This window comes from Vibrio sp. QJM3NY_39 (assembly GCF_057785895.1).
Genome location: NZ_CM173505.1, coordinates 119,870 through 144,116, shown reverse-complemented (window position 1 = coordinate 144,116; position 24,247 = coordinate 119,870). Strand labels below are relative to the sequence as shown.

At 45.1% G+C, this 24,247-nt stretch carries 15 protein-coding genes, 3 tRNA genes, 4 rRNA genes and 1 riboswitch; of the genes, 4 read left to right on the top strand and 18 right to left on the bottom strand.

Going from position 1 to position 24,247, the window contains the following annotated elements; translation table 11 throughout:
* Window positions 1-104: 104 nt before the first annotated feature.
* From AC3CHU_RS00660 to AC3CHU_RS00630, 7 genes are all read right to left on the bottom strand, one after another.
* Window positions 105-180: transfer RNA gene (locus AC3CHU_RS00660), tRNA-Ala, on the bottom strand.
* A 21-nt stretch (window positions 181-201) separates the two neighbouring features.
* Window positions 202-278: transfer RNA gene (locus AC3CHU_RS00655), tRNA-Ile, on the bottom strand.
* Between the two features lie 67 nt (window positions 279-345).
* Window positions 346-1,900, bottom strand: a 16S ribosomal RNA gene (locus tag AC3CHU_RS00650).
* A gap of 428 nt (window positions 1,901-2,328) precedes the next feature.
* Window positions 2,329-2,444: ribosomal RNA gene (gene rrf / locus AC3CHU_RS00645) — 5S ribosomal RNA — on the bottom strand.
* Window positions 2,445-2,542: 98 nt separating this feature from the next.
* Window positions 2,543-5,436, bottom strand: a 23S ribosomal RNA gene (locus AC3CHU_RS00640).
* A gap of 305 nt (window positions 5,437-5,741) precedes the next feature.
* Window positions 5,742-5,817, bottom strand: a tRNA-Glu gene (locus AC3CHU_RS00635).
* 91 nt (window positions 5,818-5,908) lie between these two features.
* Window positions 5,909-7,463: ribosomal RNA gene (locus AC3CHU_RS00630) — 16S ribosomal RNA — on the bottom strand.
* The 16S, 23S and 5S rRNA genes sit together here with 3 tRNA genes alongside, the layout of an rRNA operon.
* A gap of 641 nt (window positions 7,464-8,104) precedes the next feature.
* On the opposite strand from AC3CHU_RS00630, the gene AC3CHU_RS00625 reads away from it, so the two are divergent.
* Window positions 8,105-8,557: an RNA recognition motif domain-containing protein gene (locus AC3CHU_RS00625; protein ID WP_488524940.1), complete on the top strand. Its 453-nt coding sequence runs from the start codon at window positions 8,105-8,107 to the stop codon at window positions 8,555-8,557.
* Here the strand turns inward: AC3CHU_RS00625 and murI are convergent.
* The 3 genes from murI to AC3CHU_RS00610 are packed head-to-tail and all read right to left on the bottom strand — an operon-like array spanning window position 8,520 to window position 11,933.
* Entirely contained in the window at window positions 8,520-9,326 is an 807-nt protein-coding gene (murI, locus tag AC3CHU_RS00620; RefSeq protein ID WP_488525462.1) for a glutamate racemase, read from the bottom strand. The two genes, AC3CHU_RS00625 and murI, sit on opposite strands and share 38 nt — an antisense overlap.
* 60 nt (window positions 9,327-9,386) lie before the next feature.
* The gene (locus AC3CHU_RS00615) at window positions 9,387-10,052 is read right to left on the bottom strand and encodes a Dph6-related ATP pyrophosphatase (protein WP_488524939.1); all 666 of its coding nucleotides are present in this window, start codon (window positions 10,050-10,052) and stop codon (window positions 9,387-9,389) included.
* 48 nt (window positions 10,053-10,100) lie between these two features.
* Window positions 10,101-11,933 (bottom strand): TonB-dependent receptor domain-containing protein, encoded by a 1,833-nt coding sequence (locus AC3CHU_RS00610; protein ID WP_488524938.1) that lies wholly within the window; start codon window positions 11,931-11,933, stop codon window positions 10,101-10,103.
* Between the two features lie 40 nt (window positions 11,934-11,973).
* Window positions 11,974-12,177: riboswitch (cobalamin riboswitch) on the bottom strand.
* Between the two features lie 155 nt (window positions 12,178-12,332).
* On the opposite strand from AC3CHU_RS00610, the gene trmA reads away from it, so the two are divergent.
* The gene (gene trmA, locus AC3CHU_RS00605; protein ID WP_004736694.1) at window positions 12,333-13,442 is read left to right on the top strand and encodes a tRNA (uridine(54)-C5)-methyltransferase TrmA; all 1,110 of its coding nucleotides are present in this window, start codon (window positions 12,333-12,335) and stop codon (window positions 13,440-13,442) included.
* Between the two features lie 86 nt (window positions 13,443-13,528).
* Here the strand turns inward: trmA and AC3CHU_RS00600 are convergent, their stop codons facing one another.
* Together AC3CHU_RS00600 and fabR are read right to left on the bottom strand one after the other, a co-directional pair.
* Window positions 13,529-13,900 carry a YijD family membrane protein gene (locus AC3CHU_RS00600; protein WP_004736696.1) on the bottom strand — a complete coding sequence of 124 codons (372 nt, stop codon included), beginning with the start codon at window positions 13,898-13,900 and terminating at the stop codon, window positions 13,529-13,531.
* Window positions 13,900-14,541, bottom strand: a complete 642-nt coding sequence (fabR, locus tag AC3CHU_RS00595; protein ID WP_004736697.1) for an HTH-type transcriptional repressor FabR — start codon at window positions 14,539-14,541, stop codon at window positions 13,900-13,902. Before fabR ends, AC3CHU_RS00600 begins: the two co-directional genes overlap by 1 nt.
* A 327-nt stretch (window positions 14,542-14,868) precedes the next feature.
* On the opposite strand from fabR, the gene sthA reads away from it, so the two are divergent.
* A complete protein-coding gene (gene sthA, locus AC3CHU_RS00590) occupies window positions 14,869-16,269 on the top strand; it encodes a Si-specific NAD(P)(+) transhydrogenase (protein WP_004736699.1) in 1,401 nt (466 codons plus the stop codon).
* A gap of 232 nt (window positions 16,270-16,501) precedes the next feature.
* On the opposite strand, the gene dinF is transcribed toward sthA, so the two are convergent.
* The 4 genes from dinF to AC3CHU_RS00570 form a co-directional block, all read right to left on the bottom strand.
* The gene (gene dinF, locus AC3CHU_RS00585) at window positions 16,502-17,857 is read right to left on the bottom strand and encodes an MATE family efflux transporter DinF (protein WP_171309412.1); all 1,356 of its coding nucleotides are present in this window, start codon (window positions 17,855-17,857) and stop codon (window positions 16,502-16,504) included.
* Between the two features lie 117 nt (window positions 17,858-17,974).
* Window positions 17,975-18,853 (bottom strand): class I SAM-dependent methyltransferase, encoded by an 879-nt coding sequence (locus tag AC3CHU_RS00580; RefSeq protein ID WP_488524937.1) that lies wholly within the window; start codon window positions 18,851-18,853, stop codon window positions 17,975-17,977.
* A 97-nt stretch (window positions 18,854-18,950) separates the two neighbouring features.
* Window positions 18,951-19,571: a transcriptional repressor LexA gene (gene lexA / locus AC3CHU_RS00575; RefSeq protein WP_428784615.1), complete on the bottom strand. Its 621-nt coding sequence runs from the start codon at window positions 19,569-19,571 to the stop codon at window positions 18,951-18,953.
* 94 nt (window positions 19,572-19,665) lie between these two features.
* Window positions 19,666-20,028, bottom strand: a complete 363-nt coding sequence (locus AC3CHU_RS00570; RefSeq protein ID WP_065682864.1) for a diacylglycerol kinase — start codon at window positions 20,026-20,028, stop codon at window positions 19,666-19,668.
* Between the two features lie 220 nt (window positions 20,029-20,248).
* On the opposite strand from AC3CHU_RS00570, the gene plsB reads away from it, so the two are divergent.
* Complete coding sequence (gene plsB / locus AC3CHU_RS00565) at window positions 20,249-22,672, top strand: glycerol-3-phosphate 1-O-acyltransferase PlsB (RefSeq protein ID WP_004736704.1); 2,424 nt, start codon at window positions 20,249-20,251, stop codon at window positions 22,670-22,672.
* A 103-nt stretch (window positions 22,673-22,775) separates the two neighbouring features.
* On the opposite strand, the gene ubiA is transcribed toward plsB, so the two are convergent.
* Together ubiA and AC3CHU_RS00555 are read right to left on the bottom strand one after the other, a co-directional pair.
* Window positions 22,776-23,630, bottom strand: coding sequence for a 4-hydroxybenzoate octaprenyltransferase (ubiA, locus tag AC3CHU_RS00560; protein WP_004736705.1), 855 nt, complete (start codon window positions 23,628-23,630; stop codon window positions 22,776-22,778).
* Entirely contained in the window at window positions 23,631-24,173 is a 543-nt protein-coding gene (locus AC3CHU_RS00555) for a chorismate lyase (protein ID WP_004736706.1), read from the bottom strand.
* Between the last annotated feature and the right edge of the window lie 74 nt (window positions 24,174-24,247).

Genomic DNA, 24,247 nt, shown 5'->3' with positions numbered 1-24,247 from the left:
AATTACTCGTAAGTAATCAATCAGTCAGCTTTCCAAATTGTTAAAGAGCTTGATTCAAACTAATGAACCATTTCTAAATATTTTCAAATAAAAACACTTAAAGATGGTGGAGCTATGCGGGATCGAACCGCAGACCTCCTGCGTGCAAGGCAGGCGCTCTCCCAGCTGAGCTATAGCCCCATCTTTGTTTCTCATCGATATTGGTGGGTCTGAGTGGACTCGAACCACCGACCTCCCGCTTATCAGGCGAGCGCTCTAACCAGCTGAGCTACAGACCCAATATCGTCTCTTTTACTTTCTAAACCTAATCAATCTGTGTGGACACTCATCGTAAGTATCTTCGTATAAGGAGGTGATCCAGCCCCAGGTTCCCCTAGGGCTACCTTGTTACGACTTCACCCCAGTCATGAACCACAAAGTGGTGAGCGTCCTCCCCGAAAGGTTAAACTACCCACTTCTTTTGCAGCCCACTCCCATGGTGTGACGGGCGGTGTGTACAAGGCCCGGGAACGTATTCACCGTGACATTCTGATTCACGATTACTAGCGATTCCGACTTCATGGAGTCGAGTTGCAGACTCCAATCCGGACTACGACGCACTTTTTGGGATTCGCTCACTATCGCTAGCTTGCTGCCCTCTGTATGCGCCATTGTAGCACGTGTGTAGCCCTACTCGTAAGGGCCATGATGACTTGACGTCGTCCCCACCTTCCTCCGGTTTATCACCGGCAGTCTCCCTGGAGTTCCCGACATTACTCGCTGGCAAACAAGGATAAGGGTTGCGCTCGTTGCGGGACTTAACCCAACATTTCACAACACGAGCTGACGACAGCCATGCAGCACCTGTCTCAGAGTTCCCGAAGGCACACCTGCGTCTCCGCTGGCTTCTCTGGATGTCAAGAGTAGGTAAGGTTCTTCGCGTTGCATCGAATTAAACCACATGCTCCACCGCTTGTGCGGGCCCCCGTCAATTCATTTGAGTTTTAATCTTGCGACCGTACTCCCCAGGCGGTCTACTTAACGCGTTAGCTCCGAAAGCCACGGCTCAAGGCCACAACCTCCAAGTAGACATCGTTTACGGCGTGGACTACCAGGGTATCTAATCCTGTTTGCTCCCCACGCTTTCGCATCTGAGTGTCAGTGTCTGTCCAGGGGGCCGCCTTCGCCACTGGTATTCCTTCAGATCTCTACGCATTTCACCGCTACACCTGAAATTCTACCCCCCTCTACAGCACTCTAGTTCACCAGTTTCAAATGCAGTTCCGAGGTTGAGCCCCGGGCTTTCACATCTGACTTAATGAACCACCTGCATGCGCTTTACGCCCAGTAATTCCGATTAACGCTCGCACCCTCCGTATTACCGCGGCTGCTGGCACGGAGTTAGCCGGTGCTTCTTCTGTTGCTAACGTCAAGATGCGCAGCTATTAACTACACACCCTTCCTCACAACTGAAAGTACTTTACAACCCGAAGGCCTTCTTCATACACGCGGCATGGCTGCATCAGGCTTTCGCCCATTGTGCAATATTCCCCACTGCTGCCTCCCGTAGGAGTCTGGACCGTGTCTCAGTTCCAGTGTGGCTGATCATCCTCTCAGACCAGCTAGGGATCGTCGCCTTGGTGAGCCATTACCTCACCAACTAGCTAATCCCACCTAGGCATATCTTGACGCGAGAGGTCCGAAGATCCCCCTCTTTGGCCCGTAGGCATTATGCGGTATTAGCCATCGTTTCCAATGGTTATCCCCCACATCAAGGCAATTTCCTAGGCATTACTCACCCGTCCGCCGCTCGACGCCCATTAACGCACCCGAAGGATTGTTAGTGTCGTTTCCGCTCGACTTGCATGTGTTAGGCCTGCCGCCAGCGTTCAATCTGAGCCATGATCAAACTCTTCAATTTAAGATTTTGTGACTCAACGAATACTGACTTCAAAACTAATATTTATTCGCTCTTTCGAAAAAGATTGATAAACATGTAATTTTAAAGCTATTACCATTCCAACAGAATGGTAATGAATTGACTGTGCCAAAATTAAATAAACTTAACTTTGTATTGGTCACTCAGTTCATTGAAATCAAGTTTGTTACCGAAGTAACTGTTACTACCTAAGTAATAACGTTTTGATATTCATCAACGAGTGCCCACACAGATTGATAGGTTTAAATTGTTAAAGAGCGTGTTCTCTAAAAAGAGAACGCTTTCAGTGCCTTAGCACGTAAGCAGGACGCGTATAATACGCTTTCCACTTTGAAAGTCAACATAAAACTCTAAGAAAACTTAGAACCCTATGGTGACTTGTCTATTAAATAGACAAAGTCGAAATTAAAGCCTGGCGATGTCCTACTCTCACATGGGGAAACCCCACACTACCATCGGCGCTATTGTGTTTCACTTCTGAGTTCGGCATGGAATCAGGTGGGTCCACAATGCTATGGTCGCCAAGCAAATTTTAAAATTCGGAAAGCTTATCTAAAAGTTATTTCTCTTCAAACGCATTCAAGGTCTGGTACTTCTGAGTCCACAAAACCCCTTGGGTGTTGTATGGTTAAGCCTCACGGGCAATTAGTACAGGTTAGCTCAATGCCTCGCAGCACTTACACACCCTGCCTATCAACGTCGTAGTCTACGACAACCCTTTAGGACACTTATAGTGCCAGGGAAAACTCATCTCAAGGCTCGCTTCCCGCTTAGATGCTTTCAGCGGTTATCGATTCCGAACTTAGCTACCGGGCAATGCCATTGGCATGACAACCCGAACACCAGAGGTTCGTCCACTCCGGTCCTCTCGTACTAGGAGCAGCCCCTTTCAATTTTCCAACGCCCACGGCAGATAGGGACCGAACTGTCTCACGACGTTCTAAACCCAGCTCGCGTACCACTTTAAATGGCGAACAGCCATACCCTTGGGACCGACTTCAGCCCCAGGATGTGATGAGCCGACATCGAGGTGCCAAACACCGCCGTCGATATGAACTCTTGGGCGGTATCAGCCTGTTATCCCCGGAGTACCTTTTATCCGTTGAGCGATGGCCCTTCCATTCAGAACCACCGGATCACTATGACCTGCTTTCGCACCTGCTCGAATTGTCATTCTCGCAGTCAAGCGGGCTTATGCCATTGCACTAACCACACGATGTCCAACCGTGTTTAGCCCACCTTCGTGCTCCTCCGTTACTCTTTGGGAGGAGACCGCCCCAGTCAAACTACCCACCAGGCACTGTCCGTAATCCCGATTCAGGGACCAACGTTAGAACATCAAAACTACAAGGGTGGTATTTCAAGGACGACTCCATCACATCTAGCGACGCAATTTCATAGTCTCCCACCTATCCTACACATGTAGGTTCAATGTTCAGTGCCAAGCTGTAGTAAAGGTTCACGGGGTCTTTCCGTCTAGCCGCGGGTACACTGCATCTTCACAGCGATTTCAATTTCACTGAGTCTCGGGTGGAGACAGCGTGGCCATCATTACGCCATTCGTGCAGGTCGGAACTTACCCGACAAGGAATTTCGCTACCTTAGGACCGTTATAGTTACGGCCGCCGTTTACCGGGGCTTCGATCAAGAGCTTCGACCGAAGTCTAACCCCATCAATTAACCTTCCGGCACCGGGCAGGCGTCACACCGTATACGTCATCTTACGATTTTGCACAGTGCTGTGTTTTTAATAAACAGTTGCAGCCACCTGGTATCTGCGACTCTCGTCTGCTCCATCCGCAAGGGACTTCACTGATAAGAGCGTACCTTCTCCCGAAGTTACGGTACCATTTTGCCTAGTTCCTTCACCCGAGTTCTCTCAAGCGCCTTGGTATTCTCTACCCGACCACCTGTGTCGGTTTGGGGTACGATTCCTTACAATCTGAAGCTTAGAGGCTTTTCCTGGAAGCATGGCATCAATGACTTCACTACCGTAGTAGCTCGACATCGTATCTCAGCGTTAATGAAAGTCCGGATTTACCTAAACTTTCCGCCTACGTACTTGAACCTGGACAACCGTCGCCAGGCCCACCTAGCCTTCTCCGTCCCCCCATCGCAATTGTAAGAAGTACGGGAATATTAACCCGTTTCCCATCGACTACGCCTTTCGGCCTCGCCTTAGGAGTCGACTTACCCTGCCCCGATTAACGTTGGACAGGAACCCTTGGTCTTCCGGCGAGGGAGTTTTTCACTCCCTTTATCGTTACTCATGTCAGCATTCGCACTTCTGATACCTCCAGCATGCCTTACAGCACACCTTCAACGGCTTACAGAACGCTCCCCTACCCCACATACCCTAAGGTACGTAGCCGCAGCTTCGGTGTATAGCTTAGCCCCGTTACATCTTCCGCGCAGGCCGACTCGACCAGTGAGCTATTACGCTTTCTTTAAATGATGGCTGCTTCTAAGCCAACATCCTGGCTGTCTGAGCCTTCCCACATCGTTTCCCACTTAGCTATACTTTGGGACCTTAGCTGGCGGTCTGGGTTGTTTCCCTCTCCACGACGGACGTTAGCACCCGCCGTGTGTCTCCCGGATAGTACTTACTGGTATTCGGAGTTTGCAAAGGGTTGGTAAGTCGGGATGACCCCCTAGCCTTAACAGTGCTCTACCCCCAGTAGTATTCGTCCGAGGCGCTACCTAAATAGCTTTCGGGGAGAACCAGCTATCTCCAGGTTTGATTGGCCTTTCACCCCTAGCCACAAGTCATCCGCTAATTTTTCAACATTAGTCGGTTCGGTCCTCCAGTTGATGTTACTCAACCTTCAACCTGCCCATGGCTAGATCACCTGGTTTCGGGTCTAATCCTAGCAACTGTACGCCCAGTTAAGACTCGGTTTCCCTACGGCTCCCCTAAACGGTTAACCTTGCTACTAAAATTAAGTCGCTGACCCATTATACAAAAGGTACGCAGTCACACCACGAAGGTGCTCCTACTGCTTGTACGTACACGGTTTCAGGTTCTATTTCACTCCCCTCACAGGGGTTCTTTTCGCCTTTCCCTCACGGTACTGGTTCACTATCGGTCAGTCAGTAGTATTTAGCCTTGGAGGATGGTCCCCCCATATTCAGACAGGATATCACGTGTCCCGCCCTACTCGTTTTCACTGATTATGATGTGTCGGTTACGGGGCTATCACCCTTTATTGCGAGACTTTCCAGACTCTTCACCTGCATCATTAAAAGCTTAAGGGCTAATCCAATTTCGCTCGCCGCTACTTTCGGAATCTCGGTTGATTTCTCTTCCTCGGGGTACTTAGATGTTTCAGTTCCCCCGGTTTGCCTCCTGTTGCTATGTATTCACAACAGGATACTTGCTTATGCAAGTGGGTTTCCCCATTCAGGAATCCCAGACTCAAAAGGTTATTACTACCTAATCTGGGCTTATCGCAAGTTATTACGCCTTTCATCGCCTCTGACTGCCAAGGCATCCACCGTGTACGCTTAGTCACTTAACCATACAACCCGAAAGGGTCTTAGCGTATGGCAACTAACCAAGGTTTTTGGTTGTCATCAAGAAGGGTTAATTCTTGATGACTGTTTGCCGGACTCAATTGTGAATCAATGTAAACATTGATTCGAATACAAGACACTTGAATGTGTTTGTTGTGTTTATCTAATGAAAGATAAACATTGAGAACTTTTAAATTTGATTGAATTACTCGTAAGTAATCAAATCAGTCAGCTTTCCAAATTGTTAAAGAGCTTGATTCAAACTAATGAACCATTTTTAAATACTCTGATAGAAGAGAATACTTAAAGATGGTATCCCGTAGGGGAGTCGAACCCCTGTTACCGCCGTGAAAGGGCGGTGTCCTAGGCCTCTAGACGAACGGGACACTGGATATTGAAGAACTTGGGAGTTCTTCGTCTCTTTACTTTTCTAAACCTAATCAATCTGTGTGGACACTCATCGTGACTATCTTCGTATAAGGAGGTGATCCAGCCCCAGGTTCCCCTAGGGCTACCTTGTTACGACTTCACCCCAGTCATGAACCACAAAGTGGTGAGCGTCCTCCTCGAAAGGTTAAACTACCCACTTCTTTTGCAGCCCACTCCCATGGTGTGACGGGCGGTGTGTACAAGGCCCGGGAACGTATTCACCGTGACATTCTGATTCACGATTACTAGCGATTCCGACTTCATGGAGTCGAGTTGCAGACTCCAATCCGGACTACGACGCACTTTTTGGGATTCGCTCACTATCGCTAGCTTGCTGCCCTCTGTATGCGCCATTGTAGCACGTGTGTAGCCCTACTCGTAAGGGCCATGATGACTTGACGTCGTCCCCACCTTCCTCCGGTTTATCACCGGCAGTCTCCCTGGAGTTCCCGACATTACTCGCTGGCAAACAAGGATAAGGGTTGCGCTCGTTGCGGGACTTAACCCAACATTTCACAACACGAGCTGACGACAGCCATGCAGCACCTGTCTCAGAGTTCCCGAAGGCACACCTGCGTCTCCGCTGGCTTCTCTGGATGTCAAGAGTAGGTAAGGTTCTTCGCGTTGCATCGAATTAAACCACATGCTCCACCGCTTGTGCGGGCCCCCGTCAATTCATTTGAGTTTTAATCTTGCGACCGTACTCCCCAGGCGGTCTACTTAACGCGTTAGCTCCGAAAGCCACGGCTCAAGGCCACAACCTCCAAGTAGACATCGTTTACGGCGTGGACTACCAGGGTATCTAATCCTGTTTGCTCCCCACGCTTTCGCATCTGAGTGTCAGTGTCTGTCCAGGGGGCCGCCTTCGCCACTGGTATTCCTTCAGATCTCTACGCATTTCACCGCTACACCTGAAATTCTACCCCCCTCTACAGCACTCTAGTTCACCAGTTTCAAATGCAGTTCCGAGGTTGAGCCCCGGGCTTTCACATCTGACTTAATGAACCACCTGCATGCGCTTTACGCCCAGTAATTCCGATTAACGCTCGCACCCTCCGTATTACCGCGGCTGCTGGCACGGAGTTAGCCGGTGCTTCTTCTGTTGCTAACGTCAAGATGTGCAGCTATTAACTACACACCCTTCCTCACAACTGAAAGTACTTTACAACCCGAAGGCCTTCTTCATACACGCGGCATGGCTGCATCAGGCTTTCGCCCATTGTGCAATATTCCCCACTGCTGCCTCCCGTAGGAGTCTGGACCGTGTCTCAGTTCCAGTGTGGCTGATCATCCTCTCAGACCAGCTAGGGATCGTCGCCTTGGTGAGCCATTACCTCACCAACTAGCTAATCCCACCTAGGCATATCTTGACGCGAGAGGCCCGAAGGTCCCCCTCTTTGGCCCGTAGGCATTATGCGGTATTAGCCATCGTTTCCAATGGTTATCCCCCACATCAAGGCAATTTCCTAGGCATTACTCACCCGTCCGCCGCTCGACGCCCATTAACGCACCCGAAGGATTGTTAGTGTCGTTTCCGCTCGACTTGCATGTGTTAGGCCTGCCGCCAGCGTTCAATCTGAGCCATGATCAAACTCTTCAATTTAAGATTTTGTGACTCAACGAATACTGACTTCAAAACTAATATTCATTCGCTCTTTCGAAAAAGATTGATGAACATGTAATTCTAAAGCTATTACCATTCCAACAGAATGGTAATGAATTGACTGTGCCAAAATTAAGTAAACTTAACTTTGTATTGGTCACTCAGTTCATTGAAATCAATTTTGATTCCGAAGAATCTGTTTTATCTAACGATAAAACGTTTTGATATTCATCAACGAGTGCCCACACAGATTGATAGGTTTAAATTGTTAAAGAGCGCTAGCGTTTTGTAATTTACATCTCAGTCGCTAGGGGTGCGTACTATACCTGCACCACTTAGAGAGTCAAGGGTTATTTTCAACTCCTTTTTCTCTACCGATTTCGCTGTGTGACTTTCGTCTCACTCCGTGTCGGTGAGGCGGCATTATAGAGAGATCGACATAGAGCACAAGGGCTTTTTTGAATAAAAGTTTTGTTCGCCTAAAAAGCCACCAGATCCGCATTTTTCGAATAAAAACTAAACATTTGAGACGTATCACAGCAATACATTGGCAAAATGGAAACCATGAACGTAAGATTCATGTATCTATTTTGTTAAGAGTAGATGCGCCTATTTCGTTTATTAATATGTAGTATTCCGATATGAACTCAAAAAAATCGATGTTGTTAATTGTCGCACTAGCTGTTCTAGGTGGCATTGTTTTCTCTCAGGTAGATATACCGCCTGAAATTACCTTTATCCTTGGTGTCTTGGCTTCCGCTTTTGTTGTTAACTTTTCAAGCACCGACTCAAAATCAGGCTCAGAACCTAAAGCATCAACAAAAACACTTTATGTAGGTAACCTTCCATACAAAGCGAATGAGTCACACGTACGTGAATTATTCTCAGAGTATGGTGAAGTATTTGCAGTACGCTTAATGAAAGACAAACGTACTGGTAAAAGAAGAGGCTTTGGATTTGTCGTAATGGCTAGCAATGATGTGAATCATGCTATTTCAGAACTTAACGATAAAGATTACATGCAACGAACTTTAAAAGTGCGAGTTGCAAATGATCCTAAACATCCAGAAACGGACGAAGCTGAACTGAGCTAAATCCTAACTGCTTTAACATGCTATTTAGTGCACTTTCTTTCTTAGGAAGTGCACTACAAAAAACCTCACGCACTCCCCCTTCTTTATCACTACTTTCCAAATCCAATAAATCTTGAACTCGCTTCGCAATCGCTTTACCAGAATCAACCAATAAAACACTCTTACCTAGGACTTGTTGAATCTCTGATTTTATCAGCGGGAAATGTGTGCATCCTAAAACGGCTACATCAATTGTATTGATCATCGGTTGAAGGATGAGTTGCAGCTCTTCAAGGTCAATAGTCTCCCCCCTGAGTTTATCTTCAGCCATATCCACCAGCCGAGTAGAACCTAAAAGTTCGACTCTTTTATTACTTGAGAAGTTTTTGATGAGCTCGTGTGTGTATTCACGAGTAATCGTTGCAGGAGTAGCAATAAGACCCACCGCTTTATTGGCAAGCAGGGATGCAGGTTTGATTGCCGGAACAACGCCAACAATTGGGATTAGATTATTAGCACGCAGTGTAGGTAAGACAATCGTACTTGCGGTATTACAGGCTATTACTACGATATCAATAGCGTGGCTAGCCACAAAGCTAGCGACGATATTTTGGACTCTGCGGACAAGAACTTGTTGATCGAGTTCACCATATGGGTAAGCCTCGTTATCGAATACATAAGTATAGTTATGATTCGGTAGTAACTGGCTTATCTCCTTATATACAGATAGGCCACCCACTCCAGAATCAAAGACCAATATATTTTTTTGCAGACTATCCGACACAACGATTACCTATAATAAATTTCGCTGCAATGATACTCCTTCGCTTAGTTTTCGCCAATCCTCACTCTATATAATGCAAGCTTGATAACGTTGATGAACAAAGCGCTTACCTTGCTCCACATTTTCTAGATCTACCTTGAGCTTACCTTTAAAGCATGGCGCTGATGTCACTAAGGTATGGAACTCGCCATCTTCGCCACATGGATCAACATGACTCGGTAAGCTGTCTATTAGTTCAAGCGTGTATTTTTTCCCGCAATAGCTCATGTCTAATGCATCGCTATCGACCGTGACGAGAAAGGTTTCGATGCCTCTGTCTATTATTTCACTCGCAAGTGCCTGACTGCTCTCTCCCATGAGAGGAAATACACACTCCCAACCCGCTGGTTCTATATAGCTTTTGCGGTAGTCAGCTATGCCGTTACAAAACATATCGCCAAATGCGACCGCATCGATTGATAAGCCAGAACCTTTAAGTGCGGAGACAATGGTACTTTGATAAATCTCATTACTAGGAAACACTTCCGGGAGCTCAATCGTGATGAGTGGCAAACCGACTAATTGCGCCTGCATGGCAACCACATCAATGGGAGTCACTTGGAAAGGAACTTCATCTCCAACATATGTCGTGTATAGAGCGACAACTTCATATTCGGAGCTTTCAAGTAGACGCTCTAGCGTTAATGTCGAGTCTTTGCCAGACGACCAACTTATGACGACTTTCTTTTTCATTGATATACCCAATAAGAAAAAACCGCCCGGAGGCGGTTTAGGTGTAAATTAGAATTGGTAAGAAGCTGATATAAAGTATTCACGACCAGGCGTCGCGTAACCGCTATACATTTCATAGTCTTTATCGAATGCGTTACTCAGTTTTCCTTTCACCTTTAGATCTGCCGAAACTGCGTACTCAGCAGTAAAGTTCCAAAGGCTGTAACTTGCCAATCGTGTCGTCCCGTTAAAGCGCTCGCCTTGATAAAGGTACTGAGAGCCTAAGATCCAATCACCAAATTCAGCAAAAGCATTCCACTTAGCACCTTGTTTGGAACGGTATGCTAACTGTTGTTCTTTGCCATTAGATTTGTCTACTGGATCTTTCCAGTCTAAGTAGAGCTGATGTGTAACAATTGAGGTGTCAAAACCTAAGCCCAGTTCAACACCTTTGATTTCAGCCTCTCCAATATTAGTCATGCCTGAGCCTTGCCACATCAACATGTTATCAATCTTGTTGATGAAACCAGTAATCGACCAATCTAGATAAGAATGTGAACCTTCTAGCGTTAGCTCTGTATTTTGAGAATCTTCTGCTTTGAGATTAGGTGCTTCAAAGCCCGGATAATAGAGGTCCAAAAAGGTAGGTGCTCTGAAGGCTGTGCCATGGCTTGCTTTAAGCTCATAGTTATCCAGGAACGTCCAACCCGCCGCTGCTTGCCACGTCGTGTTGTTTCCATATTGACTGTTCTCATCATTTCGAGCACTTGCTTCAAGTGTCCAGCTATCTATGGTGTATTGACTAATAACACTTACACCATAGTTTTCACGAGGATTCTCTTCTGGCTTATAGTAACTAAAGCCTGTGTAGCCTTCATCTAACTCTTCACGTCGGTAATCTAAACCACCACCTAAAGCCAACTGCTCATTTACTCGGTAAGAGTTTAACCAAGCAGCATTGATCTGGTTAATAGATGTGATACCACCACTTTTCTTACTCTTACCTACGACATAATCGTAGTTATCTTGTTCTGCATAAGTAAGATCTAAAGTTGAAGTGAGGTTGTCTTCGTTGTAAGCCAAGTTTGTATTAATTGAACGAAACTCAGTTCGGCCAACTTTTTCTTCATGATTTGTTCCATACGTATTGTCGTACTCACCTTCATTGTCGTAAGCCACGACATTAACAAAAGCATTAACTGTCTTAGTTAGCTGATTTTGGTAGCCGATATTTACATTGTATGACTCAAAACCGTGTTCATCACCATCGTTGATACCCTCAATCGGCTTAACATTAAACCCATCATCTTTTTCATAACCAATAACAGCTTTAATATGTTGGCTGTCATCAATCTTATGCAGAGCAGCTAAAGAGGTTACATAATGATTGTTTGTACCATACCCGCCATACACTTTAACGGCATCTTCATTCACATCTGCTCTGGTAATAATATTGATGACACCAGAAATAGCTTCTGAACCATAGATAGAGGCACGAGCACCACGAATGAATTCAATTCTTTCAATTGAGTTAACTGGCAAAGAGTTAAAATCAACACCGCCCATCATAGCTCTTGGTAAGCGGGTACCATCCATTAGAACTAGTACTTGAGAAGAACTACCTCCTCGCACATAGAACGAGGCTGTTTGCCCACGACCACCATATTGAGCAACTTCAACGCTTGGCAACGTTCGAAAAACTTCAATAAGGCTATTTGCTTGAAGTTTTGAGATATCTTCTTTGGTAACGACAACAGTTTGAGCTAATACAGCACCGTCAACTTGCTCAAAACGGTTAGCCGTAACCACCATGGTTTCGTCAGTAGATGCTTCTTGGGCGTGTAAATTGGAGATAGGTGGAAGTAGCGATGCTACAGCAACCGCTAAAAGGGATTTGTTCATGTTGTGATCCTAAATCGCGTAAAGTCCTACCAAGCCACATTGTATGGCTTAGCCGCTGGCAGGTATTCGGACTCAAGAGCACAACCTTATGGTTTACCTCATATTCGACTTCCCACAAAAAGCTATTTGCAGTGTCTTTGAATACTCGTTCTCTCTTACCGCTGCGCGTCAGTTCTGGATTTACACCAGATTCCCTCTTCAGCCATCTATACATCCAAATGGCACCAGCTTGCGGGAGATAGTATTAACCTATGAATCATTTGTCTAGTCTAAGATAGTTATAAGCTATAGTTTTCATGCTCGATTTACATTGAATAGCTCTCAACACTGGACAAGCGCCTGTGATTGAATAAAATCTGCGCTCTTGATTTAAAAGCACGACAGCAAAAAGGCATAACAATGGCGAATTTAGATGTAAACCCGCAACGCTACCAAGAACAACTAGCAGAAAAGACTGAGCGTCTTACTGAAATGTTCTCACAATACGATGTGCCTGAGTTGGAAGTGTATGAATCTCCAGAACAACACTACCGCATGCGTGCTGAATTTCGCGTGTGGCATGAAGGTGACGATATGTATTACGTCATGTTCAATCAAGAGACCAAAGAAAAATACCGTGTAGACCAGTTCCCAGCGGCTAGTCGTCTTATCAACGACTTAATGCCTCTACTAACAGATGCAATGAAAGACAACCACTCTCTACGCCATAAGCTATTCCAAGTAGATTTTCTTTCTACGTTGAGTGGTGAGATTTTGGTATCACTGCTTTACCACCGTCAATTGGGTGAGCAATGGATTCAAGATGCTAAAGCACTGAAGCAGCAATTGAATGATGAAGGTTTTAACCTAAACCTGATTGGCCGTGCGCGTAAGATGAAAATCGTCCTTGATCGCGACTACGTAATTGAAAAGCTAGATGTGAATGGTGATAGCTATATATACCAGCAAGTAGAGAACAGCTTTACTCAACCAAACGGCAAAGTAGCAGAGAAAATGCTGGAATGGGCTGTCGACTGTACTCAAGACAGCAAAGGTGACTTGCTAGAACTTTACTGTGGTAACGGTAACTTCTCATTAGCACTAGCACAAAACTTTGAGCGTGTACTTGCAACTGAGCTAGCGAAGCCATCTGTTGAGTCTGCACAGTACAACATTGCGGCGAATAAGATTGATAATGTTCAGATCATTCGTATGTCTGCGGAAGATTTTACCGTAGCAATGGAAGGTAAGCGTGAATTCCGCCGTCTGCAACAAGCAAACATCGATCTGAAGAGCTACAACTGCAACACTATCTTTGTTGATCCACCGCGTTCAGGTATGGACGTTGATACTTGTAAGATGGTTCAAGGCTACGAGCGCATCATGTACATCTCTTGTAACCCTGAGACATTGAAAGAGAACCTAGACATTCTAAGCGAAACACACGACATCACTCGTTTTGCTCTATTTGACCAGTTCCCTTATACGCACCACATGGAAGCCGGTGTATTCCTAGAGCGTAAAGCGTAAGTATCGCTATCTAGGTCGAAGTCGAAGCTAAACAGCAGATACAAAAAAACGAGCCAATTGGCTCGTTTTTTTATTTATACGTTGGTTTAAGCGGTTTTACCGATAAAGCCTAGTTTCTTACCTACCCAAGCGAGCAGTAGCATCGCGACGATAATCGCGAAGAAGTTTGATCCTGCATCAGGGTGTTGTGCTTTCACAAAAGCCGAATGGCCAAATGCACCTACAAAGAAACAAGCTAAACCCACTAATGGAATATCTTCAGATACTGGATTAGTTAGGTATTCTTGGTAAAGCGCTTGTACAGCCAAAACTAAAGCAATCAATGGGAAAATAGAGAAGCCCACTTCGCTCATTGTTACCCAAGATAACAGTGCATCACCACACACACCTGCAACAACAGCAAGTACGAGTGTCTTTCTTTCAGAACCACGGTTTACAGTATTATTTTCATTCGACATTATTCAATCCCGCCTTTTAATCGGTTACGTTCACGTTCTTTACGATACCAAAAAGCACCTTTGGCCATCATTCGCAATTGCATAATCAAGCGATCAGCCAATTCATCTCGCTGACGTCGATCTAAATCTAATGCTTCTGCCCCTGAGTTGAAGACCAAAATGACGGAGGCTTCAGCTTGAGTAAAAGCTTCATCTCGTGTCATGCCAGTCGTTATCAAATATTCGGTTAACTCAGCAGAGAAGTGCTGTATCTCACGAGCTACCGCAGCACGAAACTCAAAAGAGGTTCCTGAGCGCTCTCGCAATAACAGTCTGAATACGTTTGGGCTGCTTTCAATGAACTCCATAAAGGTTTCAACCGAGGTACGAATCACACTGCCTTCTTTTACTATGCGTTGCCTAGCTTGACGCATTAGCTGACGCAACAGTAAGCCACCTTCATCAACCATGGTTAAGCCAAGCTCATCCATGTCTTTGAAATGACGATAAAAGGAAGTCGGCGCTATTCCAGCCTCACGAGCAACTTCTCTCAAGCTTAGGTTGGAAAAGCTACGATCGGCACTGAGCTGGCTAAATGCTGCGTCGATTAAGCTGCGACGAGTTTTTTCTTTTTGCTGCGCGCGAATGCCCATTGGTTTCATACTTTATCAAACTCTTCTTTTACAGCCTAAACAGGCATGCCTAATACTCTGTTCAATATAACGCGAATCACATATTTATATAAGGCACTCTGGTTATATAAGACACTAAACACACCTCTTTGTTCACGTACCGAAGTAAATACGTTCGAAGAAAAAATTTCAATATCCACACTGTCATTTGGAGACATACGACATACCAAATATTATTTTTTCGATAACACTGCGTGATCCCACCGACTCTCTGATGCCCTTTTCATGTACCCAAGAACAGAATCAGTTAAAATCTCGCTAAAGCAATGTTAATCAAATATAACAAGGAAGATATCTATGCCGCACTCCAACCACTTTGATGTAATCGTAATTGGTAGTGGCCCCGGAGGAGAAGGGGCAGCGATGGGATTAACCAAAGCCGGGTTGAACGTTGCAATCATTGAAAAAGAGAGCAGCGTTGGTGGTGGTTGCACCCACTGGGGAACGATTCCTTCAAAAGCGCTACGTCATGCAGTAAGCCGCATCATTGAATTCAATAGCAACCCGCTGTTTTGTCAGAATAATAAAAGCATTCACTCAACGTTCTCCAACATTCTGGGGCATGCTAAGTCAGTCATCGACAAACAGACTCGATTGCGTCAAGGCTTCTACGACCGTAACCAGTGCACATTAGTGTTTGGTACTGCGCGTTTTATCGATACTAACACTATCTCTGTCATGCAGAGCGATGGTACTGAAGAACATTACAGCGCAGACAAATTTGTTATCGCAACAGGTTCTCGCCCTTATCAGCCAGACAACGTCGACTTTCTGCATGAACGTATCTACGACAGCGACTCGATTCTTTCTCTTAAACACGACCCTCAACACATCATCATCTATGGTGCTGGCGTTATTGGTTGTGAATACGCTTCAATCTTCCGTGGTTTAGGCGTTAAAACCGATCTTATTAATACTCGCGATCGCCTGTTGTCATTCTTAGACAATGAAACCTCGGATGCTCTGTCTTATCACTTCTGGAACAGCGGCGTTGTTATTCGTAACGATGAAACCTTTGAGAAAATTGAAGGTACTGACGATGGCGTGATCATTCACTTAGAGTCTGGTAAGAAAATGCGTGCCGACTGTCTACTGTATGCCAATGGCCGAACGGGTAATACTGACAAGTTGAATCTTGGTGCCGTTGGCTTAGAAGCGGACTCTCGAGGACAAGTATCAGTCAACAGCAACTACCAAACCAGTGTTGAACATGTTTACGCTGTTGGTGATGTGATTGGTTATCCTAGCCTAGCAAGTGCTGCTTATGACCAAGGTCGATTCGTGGCTCAAGCCGTGGTGAAAGGTGAAGCAGAACGACACCTTATCGAAGACATCCCAACAGGTATCTATACTATTCCTGAGATCAGCTCTGTCGGAAAAACAGAACAAGAGCTTACCGCGGCTAAAGTACCTTATGAAGTGGGACGATCTTCATTCAAGCACTTAGCTCGTGCTCAAATCGCAGGTAAAGATATTGGTAGCTTGAAGATACTTTTCCATCGTGAAACTAAAGAGATTTTAGGTATCCACGTGTTTGGTGAGCGTGCTGCTGAGATCATCCACATCGGTCAGGCAATCATGGAACAGAAAGGCGAAGCAAATACCATAGAGTACTTTGTGAATACGACCTTCAACTATCCAACAATGGCCGAAGCTTATCGCGTCGCAGCGCTGAACGGACTTAACCGTTTGTTCTAAACAAAGAACCAATAGGACTATTTGACCACCTGTAGGCCAAATACATAAACAGCAAGCCATGAGCTTGCTGTTTTTATTTAAACTACTGAATTATATAGTCATGCTAGCAATTAGATCATGATGTTCCAAATGCCACTTTACCTGCACAGCTTCTCTTTTTCGCTCCCTGAACTAATCTATCTAATCTAATCTATCTAATCTATCTAATCTATCTAAGCTAAGCTAAGCTAAGCTAAGCGAGAAACTCACCTTTCTTCCACTGAGAGATAAATAGAACACCAAGACCAATGCCGCGCATTGCCATAAAGCTCAACATTGCTAGCCACAGCGCATGGTTCTCTAAACCTGATGCTAAGTAGAAAATCGCAAAGAAACTGCAGGTGGCCACAAACATACTGTTACGCATATCTTTGCCTTTGGTAGCGCCCACGAAAATACCGTCTAGCAAGAAGCACCACATAGAAACTAGCGGCATCGCAATCAGCCATGGCAGATATACCTCAGCCTGACTCTTAACCTCTGGAATTGTAGTAATCATATTAATCAAACTAGACCCAACAATCGCGAACGCTATGGTCAGTACCAAACAAATATTGAAGCTCCAGAAGAAAGTGCCAATCAAAGACTGATTTAACTCTTCTTTATCTCTCGCGCCAATCGCCTTTCCGACCATAGCTTCCATTGCATAAGCAAAACCATCCATCCCATAAGATATGATCATCAAGAAGCTCATCAATACCGCATTGGCCGCCACCACATCATCACCAAAGCTTGCACCTTGGAAGGTCATAAAAGTGAAAGTCGCTTGCAGACAAAGCGAGCGCAGAAAGATATCGCGATTCAGTTTCACGAAACGACTCAAACCTTGGCTGGTTTTCTTAAGCAGATCCCATGGCGATGGTAACTGCTTCTTTGCCCAGATTCGATAAACACAAACCAAGCCAAACGTTAGCCCGGCATAATCTGCTATCACCGATGCCAATGCCGCACCTTCAACTTGCCATCCAAGGCCAATCACAAAAACGATATCCAAAACGATGTTGGTGATATTAGTGATAATCACCATCCACATTGGCGCTTTAGCATTTTGGGTTCCGAGCAACCAACCTAAAATTACAAAGTTAGTTAGGGCAGCAGGCGCACTCCAGGCACGGATAGAGAAGTACTGCAGGCCATAATGTTTGACTTGATCGCTGGCACTGCTCAATGAGAAAACCGCATCCGCAACAAAGCTATGCAATAGCAAAAAGACACCAGCAAACCCTAGTGCCATGGTCACGCCTTGCACAAAGACTAAACCAAGTTGCTTGCCATCGTTCGCCCCATAAGATTGCGCGGCCAGTCCAGTCGTCGACATTCGTAGGAAACCAAGCAACCAAAAGGTCACGCTGATCATAGTGCCACCCAAAGCGACACCACCTAAATACCAAGAATGCTCTAAGTGACCGATAACCGCAGCATCGACTAAACCCAGTAGAGGAACCGTAATATTGGAAAGAACCATCGGGATCGCGAGCAACAACACTTTTTTGTGCATCGCCTGATTGGATAGCGTTTGAAAAATAGTTTGGGGATTAAATAGCTTCACGATCACCTCTTTGATTAGAGGCGATAGTTTAACCTAGTGAGTGTGCTTTCACTATGTTGTGTACTTTGTATATTGGTTAGCTTTTTCCAAACTATCTGTTGATAGAAGAAGCTAGAGCTACCATTTAACGAGTACTAATTGAGGAGTTAAACGCTTTTTAAGCTGAGAAATTTTACACAATAATCGTTGCCACAACTTCCAACGATTACATTGCTGCTCTAATGGTGAAAATGACTTAACCCATTGCGCCCATGGCAACCAATTAAGAACACTGTCTATTGGTGAAGACAACCCGTGAGCATATTCACCAGATCCTAGCTTTTGCCCCAACGTACTTGAGCTCTTATCTCCAGCCAATACTAAGCAGGCGTGGGCATGAGTAAAATAACGGCTGAGAGACTGAATAAAATGTGCCGTCTGCTGTTCGTTGCAATCAAGCAGAGCGTGTTCACACACCACCATCACTGAGGCTTGCTCTGGAATGTTCAATTCATCGAGCCACGTTAGATCGTCAACCGAGCCACATTCTAAACGGTAGCGTTCATTCTTGTGGAACAGGCGTTGGCGCCAAACTAGATTTTCAGTTACATCCAATTCAACCCAATGACAGCGGCCATTATCTAAACGGTAGAAACGAGTATCGAGGCCTGCCCCAACATTGATAATCCAAGCATCTGGGTTATGAGATAGAAATTGTTGAACTTGAGAGTCACAAAGCTGAGTCAATGTTGCGTAGAGAAGTTGTTGTTGGTCGAGTTCACCAGTAAGACATTCTGGTGCTAATTGGCAGCGCTTGCAGGCTTGAGCTGCGATAGGGTCATAGACTAGGCCGTCATCGGCAAGACTTTCGCGGCTGCGAAACCAAAGATGTTGAACGAGATCCGTCGGAACTTGGAATTCCTGATGTGCAGACCCTCGATCAGAAGAAGCCTTTTGATCGGAGGAGCGCGGCTTACGAATAAGCGGCTTTATTTGAGGTTTGGTTGGGTTTGGCATCATCATCTTCCTTGTATCTCGACAAAGAAGATGATAATGAATATCAATTACAATAACAAGTTATTGAGAATAAATATCAATAAGCGGTTTGTACTGACTACATCCAATCGGTATTTCGAATAATACCAACCGCAAGTCCTTCGATAGATAAGTGTTGAGATTCTAGATCAACATGAATAGGAGAAAAGTCTTCATTTTCAGCATGTAACAGAACCGTTGAACCTTTTCGTTCTAGACGTTTTACTGTTACATCATCGTCGACACGAGCTACGACAACCTGACCATCACGTACATCTTGTGTTTTATGAACAGCCAGTAAATCACCATCCATAATACCGATATCTTTCATACTTTCGCCATTTACACGAAGTAAGAAGTCAGCTTGTGGTTTAAACATACCTGGGTCAACTTGGTAATGCATTTCTACATGCTCTTGAGCCAAAATAGGCTCACCAGCGGCAACCTGACCGATTAGTGGTAAACCTTGCTCTTCATTCGCTGCATCTTCAAGCAAAATACGAATACCACGAGACGCACCCGGGATAATCTCAATCGCTTCTTTACGAGCAAGAGCTTTTAAATGTTCTTCTGCAGCATTAGCAGAACGGAAGCCAAGTTCGCGCGCGATTTCTGCACGTGTCGGTGGCATACCGAAATCTTCGATCTTACTTTTGATAAGGTCAAAAACTTGTTGCTGGCGGGGCGTTAACGGCTTCATGATTCACCTGTCTTTTTATACAGTTGACTGTGAGTATATCCAGTAACTGAACAAAAGCAAAGCAATTGGTTGTTTTTAGTTCATTTTTAGCTAATTACAAAAACAAGATCTCTAGCCACACGTAACCCGCTAATACTAAACAGATAAAAACTGCAGCTGAGCCAACATCTTTCGCCATCCCAGAAAGCTCATGATGTTCACTACCGATTCGGTCAACGACCGCTTCAATCGCGGTATTGATCAACTCGACAACCATCACCAACACGATTGCTGAAATCATCAAGATTCTCTCAACTTGGCTTACATCTAAGTAAAAAGCCAACGGAATAAGCACTGCGGCCATGAAGACTTCTTGTCGAAATGCCGCCTCGTTTTTAAACGAGCTCGTGATGCCTTGCCATGAGAAGCCCGCCGCTTTCACGATACGTTTGAATCCGGTGTTTGATTTTTTGGTCATTTTTAACCCTATACTCAATCAGTCGATGAATGATTTTCCACAAACTTAACGGCAATATGACTATTTCCATTAAAAGGTTAGACCAGTTTCTGGTATTCTTGCATCGATTAAATTTACGCCTAGGCTTATCCCTATTTCACTCACAGGATTTATCCTTTTCATCATAGAAATAGAGATACGCTTGAGCACATTGAAATAACTATTGAGGCAGTGAACCTATATGTCTTCTGGACAATCTTTTTCACGTTCATTAATGAAGCTACCTTTATCCGTATTGGTAAAGGGCACATCAATTCCTTCAAACCCTGTTGAGGATTTGAACATTGATTTGAGCAAACCGATTGTATACGCCTTACCGTTTCGCTCAAGTGTAGACATTCTTACATTGCAAAAACATGCACTTGAATTAGGGTTACCTGATCCGTTGAGCAAGCTTGAAATCAATGGCAAATCACTGCAACGCTACGTTTTTATCTCTTCTCGCAAAACTCTACTGCAAGACGATGATTATGTACCAAGCTCATCAATTGAAGTCTTCTCTGAGCTGCTTTCACTGCATGCTGAAGACTCTGATCTTGACGTTCAAGTTATCCCTGCCACTGTATTGTGGGGGCGTAAGCCTGGTAAAGAGAATAACCAGAAACCTTACCTACAAGCAATGAACGGCTTAGAGAAATCAAAAGCGGTATTACTGGCAGGTCGTGACTGCTTGGTTCGCTTTAGTCCTGTGGTTTCTCTACGTTACATGGCTAACTCACACGGCACCGACAATACCATCGCACACAAACTGGCGCGCGTGGCACGTATTCACTTTTCTCGCCAAAAATTGGCGGCATCAGGTCCTAACCTGCCAAGTCGCCAAGCTCTGTTTGACCGCCTACTAAAATCTGAAGCGATCAAGAAAGCGATTGAAGATGAAGCACAAGCAAAGAACATCTCGATCGAGAAAGCGAGCAAAGAAGCTCAAGACATCATGGACGAGATTGCTGCGAACTTCTCTTACTCGCTAATCAAACGCGGTGAGAAGATTCTTGGTTGGTTGTGGAATAAGTTGTATCAAGGCCTGCATATCAGCAACGCTTCAACCGTTCGTAAGCTGGCTCAAGATGGTCACGAGATTGTTTATGTGCCTTGTCATCGCAGTCACATGGATTACTTACTGCTTTCTTACGTGCTTTACCACGAAGGCATGGTGCCACCGCATATCGCTGCGGGTATCAATCTGAACTTCTTCCCTGCCGGTCCTATTTTCCGTCATGGTGGTGCGTTCTTTATTCGTCGTAGCTTCAAAGGCAACAAGCTGTACTCGACTATTTTCCGTGAATATCTGGCGGAATTGTTCGCCAAAGGTTACTCGGTCGAGTATTTCAGTGAAGGTGGTCGCTCTCGTACGGGTCGTCTACTGCAAGCGAAAACGGGCATGTTGGCGATGACTATTCAGGCTATGCTGCGCGGCATGAACCGTCCAGTGACGTTAGTACCTGTGTACATCGGCTATGAGCACGTAATGGAAGTGGCGACTTACGCAAAAGAACTTCGTGGTAAGCGCAAAGAAAAAGAAAATGCGAGCCTAGTGATTCGTACGCTCCGTAAGCTGCGCAATTTTGGTAAAGGCTACGTCAACTTTGGTGAGCCGATTCAGCTTAACCAATATCTGAACGAGCACGCTCCAGAGTGGACTAAAGATATCGATCCAATGGGAACCAGCAAGCCACAATGGATGAATCCAGTGGTCAATGATCTGGCAACCAAAATGATGACACACATTAACGATGCGGCAGCGACCAACGCACTAACACTTTGTGCAACGGCGTTACTGGCTTCAAGACAGCGTGCATTGTCTCGTGATTCTTTGGTTTCTCAGATCAACTGTTATCTGTCTCTGCTTAAGAACGTACCTTACTCTGATACATTTACGGTACCAAAAGACAGTGCTGAAGATCTGGTAAAACACGCTGAATCGCTGAACAAGTTCCTAATTGAATCAGACTCAATGGGCGACATCATTTCGCTAGACCGTCACCAGTCAATTCTGATGACCTACTACCGTAATAACATCATTCATTTGTTTGCTCTACCATCATTAATTGCTCAGATGACCATTCGTCAGCACGGCCTAACCATTGACACGATTCAAGAGAACGTTGCTGCTATCTACCCGTTCTTGAAGAAAGAGTTGTTCTTAAGCTACGACGAAGATCAGCTTGAAAGCGTGGTGGCGAACATCATTGAAGAGCTTGTTGGCCAAGGTATGCTTGTGGTGTCGGACAACCAAGTCACCATCAACCAATCAAACAGCCAAGCACTGATGCTGTTAGGCCGTACGATTTCAGAAACGCTACAGCGCTACTCTATTGCTTTGAACCTATTGGCAGAAAACCCTGATCTGGATAAATCTGATCTTGAGCAGAAGAGCCAAGACATCGCACAACGACTGGGGCGTCTACAAGGCATTAATGCACCAGAGTTCTTCGATAAAGGCGTGTTTGCGTCGATGTTCGCAACTTTGAAACAGCAGCAATATTTGGATAACGATGGTAACTGCGATTTAGAAAAGACTCAGCAATTCGCTAAGCTTCTTTACTCAATGCTTTACCCAGAGGTCCGTCTGACGATTCAAGAAAGTATCCACCAAGCAGAGTAACCGCTTGGTTAACAATTGCTTTAATCACTAGACTGAACACGATCAAAAAAGGCACCCATTGGGTGCCTTTTTATTGAGCGTTCGTTTAGCAAAAAACTCGTGCTTACCAGAAGGTAATGAATAAACCTGCTGTCACTGCCATTCCAACATAATTGTTGTTTAGGAAAGCTTGGAAACATAAGTCTCGATCACGATGGCGCATCAGATGTTGTTGATACACAAACAAGCCCCCCGCAACCAGCAGTGCCCAATAAAAGGTATCTCCTAATTGGTAATGCATGCCTAACGCTATTAGCATCGCCAGCGTTACTAGCTGTAAGAAGCCAACAATAAGCTTGTCGAAACGACCAAATAGAATAGCCGTCGATTTGATACCAATTTTCAAGTCATCATCTCGGTCAACCATTGCATATTGTGTGTCGTAGGCAATCGTCCACAGCGCATTGATAATGAAAATAAACCAGACCACACTAGGTAGCTCATTAGTTTGCGCCGCCCAAGCCATTGGAATTGCCCAACTAAACGCTAAGCCGAGGAACAACTGTGGAAGGTGCGTAAAACGCTTCATAAAAGGATAAATGAAAGCTAAGCCAACACCGATAACAGAAAGCTTAATCGTCAGCGGATTCATGGTTAGCACCAGTAAGAATGAAACCATGGCTAACACTAAAAAGAGCAGAATAGCTTCCTTACTAGAAACCAAACCGGAAGGTAATGGACGCTGCTTGGTGCGTTTTACATGGCCATCCACTTTACGGTCAGCAAAATCATTGATCACACAGCCAGCTGAACGCATCAATACCACGCCGAGTACGAAAACAACCAAGACATCAAAATCAGGCATGCCTTGCGCGGCGATAATCAGCGACCATAAGGTCGGCCAAAGGAGTAACAGGGTACCAATCGGGCGATTCATTCGCGTTAATTGCCAATACGCCTTCGCTTTGGTGGCAAACATTTACACACTCTCCTTAGAGTAAATGGGTGATGTTGGCAAAAACAGTTCTGCCACAAGCATCGGTTTATGGTTCATCCATAATCGAGAACGACGCGCGAGCAGTCGCTCATCGCCTGCGATAACCCAACCGACTTGCAGCGCATCTCGCTCCACGTTCTCAGCGCTGAACACGGTTAAACCAAGTGGGACATTACCTTGTTGAGAAAGGTCAGAGTGCTGATGATCTTCTAATGTGACTCGAGGAATCAAGGTTCGCCCTAACACCCACGGCTCATCATCACCCTTCAAAATCACTTTACGCAGTAAGCAATCAAACGATGATAAAAGAAGTTCCTCGTCCTGTTGTAGCATTGAGCGTTCTACAACTTGATTATGAAGCAATTCAACAGACAGGTGCTGACAGCTCTTGCCCAACTTGCGGGAAAGAGAACCTTGCTCCAAAAGCCACTCTCTGGTGATTTTATTAGGAAAATCAAATGTTTCTGTACTTTGCCAATCTACATTCATTAACGAATTAAGATACAGCGATATTGGCTGATTCATACTAGTATTCAATAGGTGACTTTACACGTACAATAAAGCTTCAACTTTCGAACAAAATTAAAGCGTTCTTCGAA

Excerpts from the sequence above, each read along its gene's own strand:
- AC3CHU_RS00625 (WP_488524940.1), top strand. The coding sequence starts at position 8,105 with ATGAACTCAAAAAAATCGATGTTGTTAATTGTCGCACTAGCTGTTCTA.
- AC3CHU_RS00615 (WP_488524939.1), bottom strand. The coding sequence starts at position 10,052 with ATGAAAAAGAAAGTCGTCATAAGTTGGTCGTCTGGCAAAGACTCGACA.
- AC3CHU_RS00610 (WP_488524938.1), bottom strand. The coding sequence starts at position 11,933 with ATGAACAAATCCCTTTTAGCGGTTGCTGTAGCATCGCTACTTCCACCT.
- trmA (WP_004736694.1), top strand. The coding sequence starts at position 12,333 with ATGGCGAATTTAGATGTAAACCCGCAACGCTACCAAGAACAACTAGCA.
- AC3CHU_RS00600 (WP_004736696.1), bottom strand. The coding sequence starts at position 13,900 with ATGTCGAATGAAAATAATACTGTAAACCGTGGTTCTGAAAGAAAGACA.
- fabR (WP_004736697.1), bottom strand. The coding sequence starts at position 14,541 with ATGAAACCAATGGGCATTCGCGCGCAGCAAAAAGAAAAAACTCGTCGC.
- sthA (WP_004736699.1), top strand. The coding sequence starts at position 14,869 with ATGCCGCACTCCAACCACTTTGATGTAATCGTAATTGGTAGTGGCCCC.
- AC3CHU_RS00580 (WP_488524937.1), bottom strand. The coding sequence starts at position 18,853 with ATGCCAAACCCAACCAAACCTCAAATAAAGCCGCTTATTCGTAAGCCG.
- lexA (WP_428784615.1), bottom strand. The coding sequence starts at position 19,571 with ATGAAGCCGTTAACGCCCCGCCAGCAACAAGTTTTTGACCTTATCAAA.
- AC3CHU_RS00570 (WP_065682864.1), bottom strand. The coding sequence starts at position 20,028 with ATGACCAAAAAATCAAACACCGGATTCAAACGTATCGTGAAAGCGGCG.
- plsB (WP_004736704.1), top strand. The coding sequence starts at position 20,249 with ATGTCTTCTGGACAATCTTTTTCACGTTCATTAATGAAGCTACCTTTA.
- ubiA (WP_004736705.1), bottom strand. The coding sequence starts at position 23,630 with ATGTTTGCCACCAAAGCGAAGGCGTATTGGCAATTAACGCGAATGAAT.
- AC3CHU_RS00555 (WP_004736706.1), bottom strand. The coding sequence starts at position 24,173 with ATGAATCAGCCAATATCGCTGTATCTTAATTCGTTAATGAATGTAGAT.